This is a genomic window from Paucibacter sediminis, from assembly GCF_030254645.1.
In the GTDB taxonomy this organism is placed as follows: domain Bacteria; phylum Pseudomonadota; class Gammaproteobacteria; order Burkholderiales; family Burkholderiaceae_C; genus Paucibacter_B; species Paucibacter_B sediminis.
This window is the reverse complement of record NZ_CP116346.1, coordinates 1,875,456-1,888,628: the sequence shown is the minus strand read 5'-3', so window position 1 is coordinate 1,888,628 and position 13,173 is coordinate 1,875,456. Positions and strand designations below refer to the sequence as shown.

10 protein-coding genes are annotated in these 13,173 nt (G+C 68.5%); 5 read left to right on the top strand and 5 right to left on the bottom strand.

All coding sequences use genetic code 11. The features are described 5' to 3' along the window. Positions 1 to 27: 27 nt before the first annotated feature. The 4 genes from PFX98_RS08575 to bufA2 form a co-directional block, all read right to left on the bottom strand. Entirely contained in the window at positions 28 to 1,365 is a 1,338-nt protein-coding gene (locus PFX98_RS08575; RefSeq protein WP_285234777.1) for an MATE family efflux transporter, read from the bottom strand. Between the two features lie 64 nt (positions 1,366 to 1,429). Next, on the bottom strand, positions 1,430 to 2,224 hold the full coding sequence (locus tag PFX98_RS08570) for an HvfC/BufC N-terminal domain-containing protein (protein WP_285234776.1): 795 nt from the start codon (positions 2,222 to 2,224) through the stop codon (positions 1,430 to 1,432). Beyond that, positions 2,221 to 3,090 carry an MNIO family bufferin maturase gene (bufB, locus tag PFX98_RS08565; RefSeq protein ID WP_285234775.1) on the bottom strand — a complete coding sequence of 290 codons (870 nt, stop codon included), beginning with the start codon at positions 3,088 to 3,090 and terminating at the stop codon, positions 2,221 to 2,223. The genes PFX98_RS08570 and bufB overlap by 4 nt, the downstream gene beginning before the upstream one ends. A 25-nt stretch (positions 3,091 to 3,115) precedes the next feature. Then, complete coding sequence (gene bufA2, locus PFX98_RS08560; protein ID WP_285234774.1) at positions 3,116 to 3,376, bottom strand: BufA2 family periplasmic bufferin-type metallophore; 261 nt, start codon at positions 3,374 to 3,376, stop codon at positions 3,116 to 3,118. Positions 3,377 to 3,594: 218 nt separating this feature from the next. Between bufA2 and PFX98_RS08555 the strand changes: the two genes are divergently transcribed. Genes PFX98_RS08555 through PFX98_RS08540 form a run of 4 tightly spaced genes read left to right on the top strand, consistent with a single transcriptional unit; the run spans position 3,595 to position 8,176 of the window. After that, a complete protein-coding gene (locus PFX98_RS08555) occupies positions 3,595 to 4,473 on the top strand; it encodes an N-acetylmuramic acid 6-phosphate etherase (protein ID WP_285234773.1) in 879 nt (292 codons plus the stop codon). After that, entirely contained in the window at positions 4,473 to 5,747 is a 1,275-nt protein-coding gene (locus PFX98_RS08550; RefSeq protein WP_285234772.1) for an MFS transporter, read from the top strand. Before PFX98_RS08555 ends, PFX98_RS08550 begins: the two co-directional genes overlap by 1 nt. Then, on the top strand, positions 5,744 to 6,898 hold the full coding sequence (locus PFX98_RS08545; protein WP_285234771.1) for an acyltransferase family protein: 1,155 nt from the start codon (positions 5,744 to 5,746) through the stop codon (positions 6,896 to 6,898). The genes PFX98_RS08550 and PFX98_RS08545 overlap by 4 nt, the downstream gene beginning before the upstream one ends. A gap of 6 nt (positions 6,899 to 6,904) precedes the next feature. Beyond that, positions 6,905 to 8,176, top strand: a complete 1,272-nt coding sequence (locus tag PFX98_RS08540; RefSeq protein ID WP_285234770.1) for a glycoside hydrolase family 10-like protein — start codon at positions 6,905 to 6,907, stop codon at positions 8,174 to 8,176. Between the two features lie 7 nt (positions 8,177 to 8,183). Here PFX98_RS08540 and PFX98_RS08535 read toward each other — a convergent pair whose 3' ends face one another. Beyond that, positions 8,184 to 9,239 carry a patatin-like phospholipase family protein gene (locus PFX98_RS08535; protein WP_285234769.1) on the bottom strand — a complete coding sequence of 352 codons (1,056 nt, stop codon included), beginning with the start codon at positions 9,237 to 9,239 and terminating at the stop codon, positions 8,184 to 8,186. Positions 9,240 to 9,883: 644 nt separating this feature from the next. Here PFX98_RS08535 and PFX98_RS08530 point away from each other — a divergent pair. Further along, positions 9,884 to 13,129 (top strand): TonB-dependent receptor, encoded by a 3,246-nt coding sequence (locus tag PFX98_RS08530; RefSeq protein WP_342399177.1) that lies wholly within the window; start codon positions 9,884 to 9,886, stop codon positions 13,127 to 13,129. Positions 13,130 to 13,173 lie beyond the last annotated feature (44 nt).

Here is a 13,173-nt window from a genome sequence, read left to right as displayed (position 1 = left end):
GCTGCGGGTTTTTTCACGCCCGGGCCTTCAATGCGAGGCCTGCCGGCGCAGGCGCCGATGCGCCGCGCGTGCATGCGGCACCCAGCCATGGCGCGCCCAGCGCCGCCACATCAGCAGGCCGCGCAGCCATTCGTCGGCGGCGTAGGCGATCCAGATGCCCACCAGGCCCAGGCCCAGCACCTGGCCCAGCAGCCAGCTGCCGCCGGCCAGCACCACCAGCATCGAGGCCGCACCGGCCAGCACCGGATAGCGCGCGTCGCCGGTGGCGCGCAGCGCGTTGATCACCACCAGATTGAAGGTACGGCCGGGCTCCAGGATCACCGTCAGCCACATCAGGGTGACGGCCTGGGCGACGATGGCCTGGTCGTGCGTGAACAGGCGCAGCAGCCAGGGCGAGGCCAGCGCCGCCGCGGTGGCCACCGCCACGCTCACCAGCAGGCCGCGCCCCAGCGCGCGCCGCACCAGCCGGTGCGCGGCATGCAGCTGGCCGGCGCCAATCAGATGCCCGACCACGATCTCGGCCGCGAAGCCGGTGGCCAGGCCGAACAGCAGCACGAAGTACATCAGCTGCGAGGCATAGGAATGCGTGGCCAGGGCGCCGGCGCCCAGCTGGCCGGCCACCGCGATGCTGACCATGAAGGCCAGGCGGTAGGCGATGTTCTCGGCCGCCCCGGGCAGGCCGATGTGCAGCAGCCCGGCCAGCTCGCGGCGCGGCAGCCGCCACCAGTCGGCCCACTGCGGGCGCAGGCCCAGGCGGCTACGCCACAGCCACAGATGCAGCAGCAGGCCGAGGCTGCGGCTGCACAGCAGGGCGAGGGCAAAGCCCGGCAGGCCCAGCCATTGCATGAAGGGCATCGCCAGGCCCAGCTGCACGATCTGCATCGCCACCAGCACCGCCAGGGTGTCGCGCGTGCGCAGATGGGCCCGCATCACGCTGGCCATGGAGGCGTTCCAGGCATCCAGCAGCATCGCGGGCGCGAGTGCCTGCAGCAGGGGCGCGGCCAGCGGCAGCACCTCGGGCGGCGCATTCAGCAGGCGCAGCAGCGGCGCGGCGGCCAGCGCCGCGGCCAAGGCGGTGAGCCCGCCGATCCAGCTGCTGGCACCCAGGGCGGCGCGCGCGCTGGCATCGGCGAGCTCGCGCCGCCCGCCGCCCAGGCTCTGCGTGATCACCACGCTGATGCCGGCACCGACGATGCGAAACAGGATGAACAAGGTGCCCGCCACATGGTTGGCGAGCGCGAAGCCGGCACCCGCGCTGTCCGAGATGCGTGCCGCCAGCAGGGTGCCGATCAGGCCCACCGCAATGCCCAGGCAAAGCTCGAGGAACAGCGGCCAGGCGAGCGAGAACAGGCGGGGTTGTTGCATGGGCGGGGCAGCGGGAAGGACGCCGCGGCATCCTAGTGCAGCGGCCGCGCCGGCGCTGTACCCGCTAGGTAACCGGGGGCGCCTGCAGCAGCTCGTCGGCCAGCCATTGCTGCAGCGCGCCCAGCGCCACGGCGGCGGCCTGTTCGGGTCCTTGCGCCAGCGCTGCCGCCTCGCACAGATGCGCAAACGTGCCGGCCGCGCTCAGCAGGCTTTGCAGCAGCGCAGCTTCCTCGGCAGTGAGCGAGCGCCAGCGCGTCTCCAGGCCCTGGCGCCAGACCAGCAAGCCATGGGCCTGCGCCAGTGGCTCGGGCAGCTCGGGTTCGGCCGCGCCGCTGCGATGCTGGCGCAGCGCGCGCCAGACCGGCTCCACCGCCCAGTCCAGCGCCAGCAGCCGCACGCTGGGCTGCAGCCGCAGCGGCAGGCCGGCCCATGCCTCGGGCGCCAGCGCCTGCAGATGCGCAAGCGTCATCGGGGTGGCCGCAGCGGCGTCGAAGGCGCCGCGCAGGGCCCAGTCCATGCGTGCCAGATCGCACAGCGCCGCATGCGGCAACCGCGCGGCGTAAGGCCCGTCCATGAAGTCGGCCAGCGCATCGCCATACCAGCGTATCGAGGCCTGCTGCGAGGGCCGGGCATCGATATAGGCATGGCCCAGCGCATCGAAGGCCGCGTCGCCCATGGCCAGGGCCAGCACCTCGTAGTTGTCGCGCAGCGCGCCCAGCAAGCGGGCGCGGTAGGCATGGGCATAGACGGCCAGCCGCGCCAGGCTGCGCTCGGTCAGCAGGCCGGCAAGCGTCTGATCGGCGGCACGCCCCTCCAGCACGGCCGCCTGCAGCCCGCGCTGCTGCGCCAGCAGGCTCATGCGAACGCTCCCACCGCGGCGGCCGGGGTCAGGTCTTGCGCGACGCGCCGTGCCACATCGCGCGCGGTGGCCAGTTCGGCCAGCAGATCGGCCAGCGGCGGGATCTGGTCGTCGCGCTCGATCATGGTGGGCTTGGGGCCCAGCCGGCCCAGCGTATAGGCATAGAGCTCCCAGACCGCGGGGCAGACCGCGTGGTCGTGGGTGTCGACCACGAGCTCGCCCAGGTCCTCATGGCCGGCCAGATGGATCTGCACCACCTGCGCGGCAGGCATGCGGTCGATATAGGCCCGCGGGTCGAAGCCATGGTTGCGGGCCGACACGTAGACGTTGTTGACATCCAGCAGCAAGCGGCAGCCGCTGCGCCTGAGCAACTCGGCCACGAAGCAGGCCTCGTCCATCTCGTCGGCCGCAAACGCCACATAGCTGGAGACGTTCTCCAGCACCAGCGGGCGCTGCAGGAGCTCCTGCACCTGCGCGATGCGGCCGCACAGATGGTGCAGCGAGGCCTCGGTGTAGGGCATGGGCAGCAGGTCGTGCAGATTGCGATGGTCCACGCCGGTCCAGCACAGATGGTCCGACAGCCAGGCGGGCTGAATGCGATCGGCCAGCGCCTTCAGCTCGCGCAGATAGTCCAGGCTGAGCGGGTCGGCGCTGCCGATGGACAGCGACACGCCATGCATGACGACGGGATAGTCGCGCCGCAGGCGTTCCAGATGCCAGAGCGGCTTGCCGCCGGGCACCAGGTAGTTCTCGGAAATGATCTCGAGCCAGTCCGGCCGCAGGCCGGCCGGCAGGGGCTCTGCGAGGGCCTGGTAATGCTCGGTCCGGAGGCCCAGGCCGAAGCTATCGGGTTGGATGCTGGACATGGGCGCTCCTGGCGAGTTCGGCCGCTTACTTTTCCACCTTGCCACCGGCCTTGGTGCATTCGGCCGCACTGGCCTTGCTGACCCAGCCCTGGCCCTTGCAGCTGTTGTGGCCCTTGCATTCGCTCTTGGCGGTCTTGCACTCGGAGCTGCCCTTGCAGCTGTTGATGCCGGAGCACTTGACCATGCCGTCGTCGGCGGCCTGCACGGCGGTGCTGAAGCCGGCGGTGGCAAACAGGGCGGCAGCGGCGGCGGCGATGGACAGGCCGGTCTTGAGGGTTTGTTGCATGTGAAGCTCCTGAGATGAATGAAGGAATCGTTGAGGTTGCTTGAACAACAGGCCGTGGCGGCGTTGCCTTGCCCACGACTTGTGAGCTTGTGTCGCGCCTGCCCGGCCTGGCCTTACATACGCGCCGAAGTTTTTTTTGGATGCGGATTACCCTCGGTTATGCCCGCGGGCCCGCCATTCATTGGCCAGGGCCGGCCAGGCCCCGTAGAGTCGGGCCCATGCTCAAGACCGAGACGCCCAGCACCGCCCACCAGAACCTGGATGAATACGAGACGCCGGCCCTGATCGCCGCCTTTGTGGACGACCAGGGCGAGGCGGTACAGGCGGTGCGCGCCGCCGCGCCGCAGCTGGCGGCGGCGGTGCAGGCCGCCCTGCCCCGCATCCGCGCCGGCGGCCGGCTCATCTATGTGGGCGCCGGCACCTCCGGCCGGCTGGGCGTGCTGGACAGCGTGGAGCTCTACCCCACCTTCTCCTGGCCGCATGAGCGCGCGCTGGCCCTGCTGGCGGGCGGGCCCGGCGCCATGTTCGAGGCGGTGGAGGGGGCCGAGGACGACGCCGCCCAGGGCGGCGTCGACGTGCTGTCTTTGCAGCTCACGCCGAACGACGTCGTGCTGCTGCTCGCCGCCTCCGGCGCCACGCCCTATGTGCTGGGCGCCCTGCAGGCGGCGCGCGCCGCCGGGGCGCTGACCCTGGGCTTTGCCAACAACCCGGGCGCGCCGGTGTCAGGTCTTGCCGAGATCGGCATCGTGCTGGACACCGGGCCCGAGGTGATCTCGGGCAGCACACGGCTGAAGGCGGGCAGCGCGCAGAAAATCGCGCTCAACACCTTCTCCAGCGCGCTGATGGTGCAGCTGGGCAAGGTCTACGGCAATCTGATGGTGGACCTGAAGGCCACCAATGCCAAGCTGCTGCGCCGCGCCCTGGACCTGACCATGCGCGCCAGCGGCGCCGACGAGACCCGCGCCGAGGACATGCTGCGGGCCTGCGAGCATTCGGTGAAGCTGGCCATCGTGGCGCTGCGGCGTGGCTGCACGCCGGCGCAGGCGCGCGCCGCGCTGCAGGCCGCCGACGGCAGCGTGCGCCGGGCGCTGCGCTGATGATGGCGGCGCCACGCAGCCCCTGGGTCTGGATCCCCAGCCTCTACCTGCTGCAAGGCATCCCCTATGTGGTGGTGATGACGCTCTCGGTGGTGATGTACAAGAACCTGGGGCTAAGCAACACCGAGATTGCGCTCACCACCAGTTGGCTCTACCTGCCCTGGGTGATCAAGCCGCTGTGGTCGCCCCTGATCGAGTTGCTGGGCAGCAAGCGGCGCTGGATCTGGGCGCTGCAGTTCCTGGTCGGTGCGGCGCTGGCCGGCGTGGCCCTGGTACTGCCGCTGCCGGCCTGGTTCCAGCTCAGCCTGGCGGTGTTCTGGCTGATGGCTTTTGCCTCGGCCTCGCACGACATCGCCGCCGACGGCTTCTACCTGCTGGCGCTGCAACAACACCAGCAGGCTGCCTTCGTGGGCGTGCGCTCGACCTTCTACCGCATCGCCAATATCGCCGGCCAGGGCGGCCTGGTCTATCTGGCGGGCGTGCTGCAGGAGCGCAGCGGCAGCATGGCCACGGCCTGGAGCCAGGTCTTCATGCTGCTGGCCGCGGCCTTCGTGCTGCTGGCGCTCTACCATCTCGCGCTGCTGCCGCGCCCGGCGGCGGATCGCCCGGCCGCGCGCACCGGCCGGCCGATACAGGAGTTCTTCGCCGTCTTCAAGGCCTATTTCCGCAAGCCCGCCATCGGGGTGATCCTGGGCTATCTGCTGCTCTACCGCTTCCCGGAGGCGCAGCTGCTGAAGCTGGCCACGCCCTTTCTGCTGGACGCACCGGCGCAGGGCGGGCTGGGCCTCAGTACCAAGGAGGTCGGCATCGCCTATGGCACGGTGGGCCTGACGGCGCTGACCCTGGGCGGCCTGCTGGGCGGCTGGATCATCTCGCGCGTGGGCCTGAAGCGCGCACTCTGGCCGCTCATCCTCAGCATGCATGTGCCCAACCTGGTGTTCCTGCTGATGGCGCTCATGCATCCCGGCAGCCTGTGGCTGGTGAGCGCAGCGCTGGCGCTGGAGCAGTTCGGCTACGGCCTGGGCTTCACCGCCTATCTGATGGTGATGATTCTGGTGGCCGAGGGGCCGCACAAGACCGCGCATTACGCTATCTGCACCGGCTTCATGGCCCTGGGCATGATGCTGCCGGGCATGTGGAGCGGCTGGCTGCAGGCGCAGATCGGCTACCCCTGGTTCTTTGCCTGGGTGCTGCTGGCCACCCTGCCCTCGTTCGCGATGACGGCCCTGCTCAAGGTGCCCGAAGGCTTCGGCAAGAAGGAGGCCGGCGCGTGAGGCACGACGAGCAGCGCCTGGCCAGCCTGGACGCCTTCCGCGGCTTCACCATCGCCGCCATGCTGCTGGTTAACAACCCGGGCGACTGGGCGCATCTGTACGGCCCGCTGGCGCATGCCGAGTGGCATGGCTGGACCTTCACCGACTGGATCTTTCCCTTCTTCGTCTTCATCAGCGGCGTGGCCATGCACATCAGCCTGGGCCGCCGTGCCGCGGCGGGCGCCGCCCGGCAGGCCCTGCTGCTGCAGACCTGGCGGCGTGGCCTCGTCATCATCGCGATCGGGCTGGCGCTCAACCTCATCCCGGCCTTCCATCCCGAGACCCTGCGCTGGCCCGGTGTGCTGCAGCGCCTGGGCCTGTGCACCCTGCTGGCCGCGCCGCTGGCGCTGTTGCTGAGCTGGCGCCAGCAGCTGGCCGCGGCCCTGGCCCTGCTGGGGCTCTACAGCCTGCTGATGCTGTGCGTGCCGGTGCCGGACGCCCAGGGCGTGTGGCATGTCGGCTCGCTGCAGCCCGGCGAAGACACCGGCGCCTGGCTGGACCGCGCGCTGATGGATGGTCATCTGTGGGCGAAGAGCAAGCACTGGGACCCGGAAGGCCTGCTCTCCACCCTGCCGGCCCTGGCCAGCCAGATCGCCGGCCTGCTGACCGGCCACTGGCTGATGGCGCGGCGCGCGCCGGTCGAGAAGGCCATGTGGTTCATGGTGTCAGGTCTTGCCTGCCTGTGGCTGGGCCAGCTGCTCGACGCCTGGCTGATGCCCATCAACAAGAATCTCTGGACGCCCGCGTACACGGTGGCGATGACGGGCTGGGCCTGCCTGCTGTTCGGCAGCTTCTACTGGCTGCTGGACGCCATGCCCCTGCCGTTGCTGCGCGCGCGCCTGGCGCGCTGGGCCAGGCCGTTGCAGGTGTTCGGCATGAACGCGCTGTTCATCTTCGCGCTCTCGGGCCTGGTGGCCAAGCTGCTGGGCTTCGTCAAGCTGGCGCAGCCGGACGGCAGCCAGCGCACGCTCAAGGCCCTGCTGTATGCCCCCATCCAGGCCTTGGAGCTGGCACCGCGCAATGCCTCGCTGCTGTTTGCCCTGGCTTTCTGTGCCAGCATGTACCTGGTGGCCTGGGTCATGTGGCGCAGGCGGTGGTTTGTGAAGGTTTGAGATTGCATGCAACGACGTAAGGCCCTGACGGCCGTGGCGATGATGGGCTTGGCCGGCTGCGCGCCCCTGCCCATCCCGCCGGCCGAGCCGCCCGCCCCACCGGCCCCGCCGGCCAAACCGCCGGCGCGCGAGTTCCGCGCCGCCTGGGTGGCCACGGTGGCGAATATCGACTGGCCCAGCCGCAAGGCCTTGAGCAGCGCCGAGCAAATTGTCGAGATTCACGCCCTGCTGGACCGCGCCGCGGCGCTCGGGCTCAACACCATCATCCTGCAGGTGCGCACCAGCGCCGACGCGCTCTACCCCTCGGCGCTGGAGCCCTGGAGCGAATACCTGAGCGGCACGCAGGGCCAGGCCCCCGAACCCTTCTACGACCCCCTCGCCACCTGGGTGAGCGAGGCCCATGCGCGCGGGCTCGAACTGCATGCCTGGTTCAATCCCTATCGCGCGCGCCAGAGCCAGGCGCGCTCGGCGGCCGCGGCCGGCCATCTGAGCCAGACCCGGCCGGACTGGGTCAAGCGCTATGGCGACCAGCTCTGGATCGACCCCGGCGAGCCCGCGGCCGCCGCGCACACGCTGGCGGTGGTGCGCGATGTGCTGCAGCGCTACGACGTCGATGGCATCCACATCGACGATTACTTCTATCCCTACCCGGTGCAGGACGGCAACAAGCAGGAGCTCGATTTCCCCGACGAGCCGAGCTGGCAGCGCCACGGCCGGGCCAGCGGCCTGAGCCGCGCCGACTGGCGCCGCGACAACGTCGACCGCCTGGTGCAGCAGCTCTACCAGTTGGTGCGCGAAGCCGGAAAACCATGGGTCAAGCTGGGCATCAGCCCCTTCGGCCTGCCGCGCCCCGATCTGCGCCCGGCCGGCATTGCCGGCTTCTCGCAGTACGACAAGCTCTACGCCGACGTGGAGCGCTGGCTGCGCGAGGGCTGGCTGGACTATCTGGCGCCGCAGCTCTACTGGCCGCGCGCGCAGACCGCGCAGGCGTTCGAGGTGCTGCTGGACTACTGGCATGGTCAGAACCCGCTGGGCCGGCATATCTACCCGGGCCTGTTCACCAGCCGCATCAGCGACAAGGCCGACAGCTGGCCGGTGGACGAGATCCTGGGGCAGATCGCGCTCACGCGCGCACGCGCGCCCGGCTCGGGCCATGCCCATTTCAGCATAGTGGCGCTGGCGCAGAACCGGCGCGGCCTGGCCGATGCCCTGCTGGCCGGGCCCTATGCCGAGCCGGCCCTGCCACCGGTGATGCCCTGGCTGGCTCCCAGGCCTTAAGGACCCTCTAGAGGAACTCGGCGCGGATGTCGACCGTGGAGGCCTGGCCGACCTGCTCGACATGCGCCGCCAGCCAGGCCTCGGCCTGGGCGCGGCCGGCATCGCGCAACTCGCACAAATAGGCCCAGCCAATATCCAGCTTGCTGCTGGCCGCCTGGGCCGCCAGCAGCTCGTCGCAGCGTATCGAGTGGATGCGCATGCGGCGCGCGTCCGCGGGCGCCAGTTTGCCGCGGTCGATCAGGCTGGTGACAAAGGCGATGGCGCGCATCTCGCGCATCAGCGAGGAGTTGAAGCTGATCTCGTTGACGCGGTTGGCGATCTCGGCCGCCGTGCGCGGCACGCCCCGGCGCACCAGCGGGTTCACATGCACGATCAGCACGTCGGCGCTGACGTCCTCATAGATGAGCGGGAAGATCGCCGGGTTGCCCATGAAGCCGCCGTCCCAGAAATACTCGCCGTCGATTTCCACCGCCTGGAACAGGCTGGGCAGGCAGGCGCTGGCCAGCACCGCATCGGCCGTGATCTCGCTGCCGCTGAAGACGCGGATCTTGCCGGTCTCGACATTGGTGGCGCTGAGGAACAGTTTCAGCGGCAGCGCCCGGCGCAGCGCGTCGAGATCCACGCATTGCTGCAGCAACTGCCGCAGCGGGTTGATATTGAGCGGGTTGAGCTGGTAGGGCGAGAAGGCCTGCAGCAGGCTGCCGGCCCACCAGTGCTGCGGCGAGAACTCGGGCGGCAGCGCCCGTTGCCAGCCCTGCATGAAGGCTTCCAGCCAGGGTGCTTGCCAAGGCGTCAGCCGGCCGGCCGCGGCCACCGCCTGCCAGAGCCCGGCGAGCGCCTGCCGCGCGCCCTCGGGCCCGCCGCGCCGCAGGCCGTCGGCCAGGGCCACCGCGTTCAGGCTGCCGGCGCTGGTAGCGCTGATGGCCTCGATGCGCAGGCGGCCGTCGGCCAGCAGCGCATCCAGCACGCCCCAGGTGAACGCGCCATGCGAGCCACCGCCCTGCAGCGCCAGATTGATGGCTTTTCTTTCCTCGCCCGCTGGTTTCTTGGATGCGCGCGCCATGCGTCCCCCGGTCGGAACCGCCCCGCCTGGGCAGGCAGGTCTCACAGCATCATGCCGCAGCGTCGCCGGGGAATTCGCACCCAGCTTGTGGACTTTGAGCAACGGCTGGCAAAAAACATGCACGCCGCAATTCGCCCTCGCAGGGTGCCAAAACCCGGGGCTGCTGCCCATGCGTGCACCAGCCTGGGGCCGGCTCGTGGCCGGCGCAGCCGCCGCCGCCCGGCCGATGTGGGCCACAGGACACACTCTGTGACAAGGTCACAAAAGCTCAATATCCAGGCCCCAGACTGCACCCCGTGGACGATCGAATCCGCACCGCTTTTGCGCCACCAGGCATGGCGCGAGGCAGGCCCGGGACCTGGCAATCCTGGGAACGCGCGGATTGAAGTGGAAAGGCCCCGCTGGTAGGCTTTTCACTTGGATAGAAGTGGGATGAGTGCGAGTTGGCGCGCTTGTCCGGCCTGCCGAAAACCCTTTGAAGACCCCCTGGGGCCATTTTTTTGCCGGAAAACTGCAACGTCAAACGTTTGCGGACCGGCTTCAAGGTGTTTCGGCGCGCCAGGATTCGGTCACTGAATTCTCAACATGGAGCATGCAGGATGAGCAGCAAAGATTGGTCTGGATTTTCGAGGACGGCACTCAGCGTGGCCGTTGCCATCGTCGCGGCAGCCCCCGCGTTCGCGCAGAACACCACCTCGGCCGTGGCTGGCCGCATCATCGGCGCCGATGGCAAGCCGGTGGCGGGCGCCACGGTGAGCATCGTGCACCGTGAGTCGGGCTCGGTGAACAACATCACCACGGACGGCGAGGGCCGCTACAGCGTGCGCGGCCTGCGCGTGGGCGGCCCCTACACGGTGACCGCCAGCAAGGGCAGCGAGAAGGAAAGCCGCGATGGCATCTACCTCGCCCTGGCCGAATCCCTGAACCTCGACCTCACCCTGGGCGGCAATGTGCTGAGCCAGGTGGTGGTGACCGGCAGCGCCGTGGCGAGCAAGTTCGACAGCGCTTCGCAAGGCGCCGGCACCAGCCTGGGCCGCAAGGAGCTCGACGCCTACGCTTCGATCCAGCGCAATCTGCAGGACTATGCGCGCCTGGACCCCCGTCTGGCGCAGACCGACAAGGAGCGCGGCGAGATCTCGGCCATGGGCCAGAACACCCGCTTCAACTCGATCACCATCGACGGCGTCTCCACCAACGACACCTTCGGCCTGGAGGCCAACAACCTGCCCACCGCCAAGCAGCCGATCTCGATCGACGCGATCCAGGCGGTGCAGGTCAACCTCTCCAACTACGACGTGACCCAGAAGGGCTACACGGGCGCCAACATCAACGCGGTGACCAAGTCCGGTACCAATGAGTACAAGGGCAGCGTCTATTACGTCTACCGCGACGACAGCATGGCCGGCCAGCGCTACAACCGCGGCACCCAGGGCTACTTCCAGCCCGCGACTTTCAAGGAAGACACCAAGGGCTTCACCCTGGGTGGCCCGATCATCAAGGACAAGCTGTTCTTCTTCGCTAACTACGAAGAGCTCAAGAGCACCCGCGCGACCCCCAGCTTCGGCCCGGTGGGCAGCGCTCTGACCAATGTGGGCATCACGCCCGCCCAGATCGACGCCGCCATCAAGGTCGCCAAGGACAAATGGGGCATCGACGTGGGCAGCACGGAGATCCCCGCCGGCGTCGAGCTGAAGGTCAAGGACTACCTGCTCAAGCTGGACTGGAACATCACCGACAAGCAGCGCGCCAACCTGCGCTATGCGAAGACCGAGCAGGGCGACCCGACCTTCGCCGGCTTCAGCTCGACCTCGCTGTCGCTGAACTCCTACTGGTGGAGCCAGAAGAAGAGCATCGAGACGGTGGTGGGCCAGTGGTTCTCCGACTGGACCGACAACTTCTCCACCGAAGTCAAGGTCTCCAGCCGCAAGTACGACAGCGTGCCTGAAAACGCTGCCAACCTGCCGCAGATCCAGCTGACCTGGACCGGCGCCGCGCCCGCGGGCACCGCCAGCGGCGACCGCTCGCTGTTCTTCGGCACCGAGAACAGCCGCCACTTCAACATCCTGCGCACCGACACCAAGGACGCCTATTTCGCCGGCAACTGGGTGAAGGACGACCACGAGATCAAGTTCGGCGCCGACTACAGCAGCAACGACACCTACAACGCCTTCCTGCAGAACACCAAGGGCACCTACACCTTCCGCGGTGCGGACCCGGTGGCCCTGTTCCAGGCCGGCAAGCCCTCCACCTATGTGGTGCAGCTGCCGCTGACCGGCAAGACGCTGGAAGACGGCGTGGCGCTGTGGAAGCTGAACAACATCGGCCTATTCGTGCAGGACACCTGGACCGTCAACGACAAGCTGAACCTGACCGTGGGCGCGCGCGTCGACCAGGTCGACATCCCCGATGCACCGCTGTTCAACCAGGCTGCCAAGACCAAGTTTGGCTACGACAACAGCAAGACCATGGACGGCGCCAGCCTGTTCCAGCCGCGCTTCGGCTTCAACTACACGCTGAACGCCAAGGCCAAGGAAAAGCAGCAGCTGCGCGGTGGCTTCGGTCTGTTCCAGGGCGCAGCCGCCAATGTCTGGCTGTCCAACCCCTTCTCCAACACCGGCATGGCCACGGCCAACCTGAACTGCAACACCACCAACCCGCTGTGCCCGGCCAGCCTGCTGTTCAACGCTGACGCCAACAACCCGACCTCGATCACCGGCGTGCCCCCGGCCGCCAACATCGACTTCCTGGACCCCGGTCTGCGCCAGCCCTCGGTCTGGAAGATGAACCTGGCCTTCGACGCCGAGCTGCCCTACAGCCTGGTGGCCGGTGCCGAAGTGGTGCTGACCAAGACCAAGGACGGCATCAACTACCGCAACCTGAACCTGGGCACGCCCACGGGTACGGGCCCGGATGGCCGCGAGCTGTACTACAACGCCGCCGGTCTGGACGGCACGAAGTGCTGGAATGGCGGCCCGGCCTTCATCAGCGGCTGCGGTGGTTCCAACCGCGCCAACCGCGACACCGCCTGGGGCAATGTGATCGTGGCCGAGCGCACCAGCAAGGGTGGCGGCCAGGCATTGACCCTGTCGCTGGGCCAGAACAACACCGGCTGGAACTGGTCGACGGCCTACACCTACACCACCGCCAAGGAAGTCAGCCCGCTGACCTCCTCCACCTCGTTCTCGAACTACGCCAACCGCGCCGTGTTCAACCCGAACGAGGACGTGGCCTCCAAGTCGTCCTACCTGATCCAGAACCGCTTCAGCGGTGCCGTGAACTGGTCCAAGGCCTTCATCAGCCAGTACAAGACCACGGTCGGCCTGGTGTACGAAGGCCGTTCGGGCAAGCCCTACAGCTGGACCTTCAAGAACGACATGAACGGCGACGGCATCAACGGCAACGACCTGATGTACATCCCGAAGGCACCGGGCTCGGGTGAGGTGATCTTCCGCGGCGCGCCCAACAGCGGCCTGAACAACGCCGCCGCCGCCGAAGCACGCTTCTGGGAAATCGTGGCTGCCAACCCCGACCTCGATGCCGCACGCGGCAGCGTGATCGGACGCAACAGCGCCAAGTCCAAGTTCGCCAACACCTTCGACCTGCGCCTGAGCCAGGAAGTGCCGGGCCTGTTCGCCGGCCACAAGGGCGTGATCACGATGGACTTCCTCAACATCGGCAACATGCTCAACAAGAGCTGGGGCCGCATCGACGAGATCCCCTTCACCCTGGGTGGCGGCAACGGCGGCAACCGCCGCGGCTTCGTCAACTTCGCCGGCATGCAGGGCGGCAAGTACGTCTACGGCGTGACCGGCCTGGACGACTACGAGACGCGCCAGAACAAGGGCGAATCGCAGTGGGCCGTGCAGGTCACCGCGAAGTACGAGTTCTAACCAGAACCCGCGCGCTTGCGTGGCACACAGGGCTCCTTCGGGAG

Bases quoted from the DNA above. Each gene is read 5' to 3' on its own strand.
- PFX98_RS08570 (WP_285234776.1), bottom strand. From the start codon at position 2,224: ATGAGCCTGCTGGCGCAGCAGCGCGGGCTGCAGGCGGCCGTGCTGGAG.
- PFX98_RS08540 (WP_285234770.1), top strand. From the start codon at position 6,905: ATGCAACGACGTAAGGCCCTGACGGCCGTGGCGATGATGGGCTTGGCC.
- PFX98_RS08555 (WP_285234773.1), top strand. From the start codon at position 3,595: ATGCTCAAGACCGAGACGCCCAGCACCGCCCACCAGAACCTGGATGAA.
- bufB (WP_285234775.1), bottom strand. From the start codon at position 3,090: ATGTCCAGCATCCAACCCGATAGCTTCGGCCTGGGCCTCCGGACCGAG.
- PFX98_RS08550 (WP_285234772.1), top strand. From the start codon at position 4,473: ATGATGGCGGCGCCACGCAGCCCCTGGGTCTGGATCCCCAGCCTCTAC.
- PFX98_RS08535 (WP_285234769.1), bottom strand. From the start codon at position 9,239: ATGGCGCGCGCATCCAAGAAACCAGCGGGCGAGGAAAGAAAAGCCATC.
- bufA2 (WP_285234774.1), bottom strand. From the start codon at position 3,376: ATGCAACAAACCCTCAAGACCGGCCTGTCCATCGCCGCCGCCGCTGCC.
- PFX98_RS08575 (WP_285234777.1), bottom strand. From the start codon at position 1,365: ATGCAACAACCCCGCCTGTTCTCGCTCGCCTGGCCGCTGTTCCTCGAG.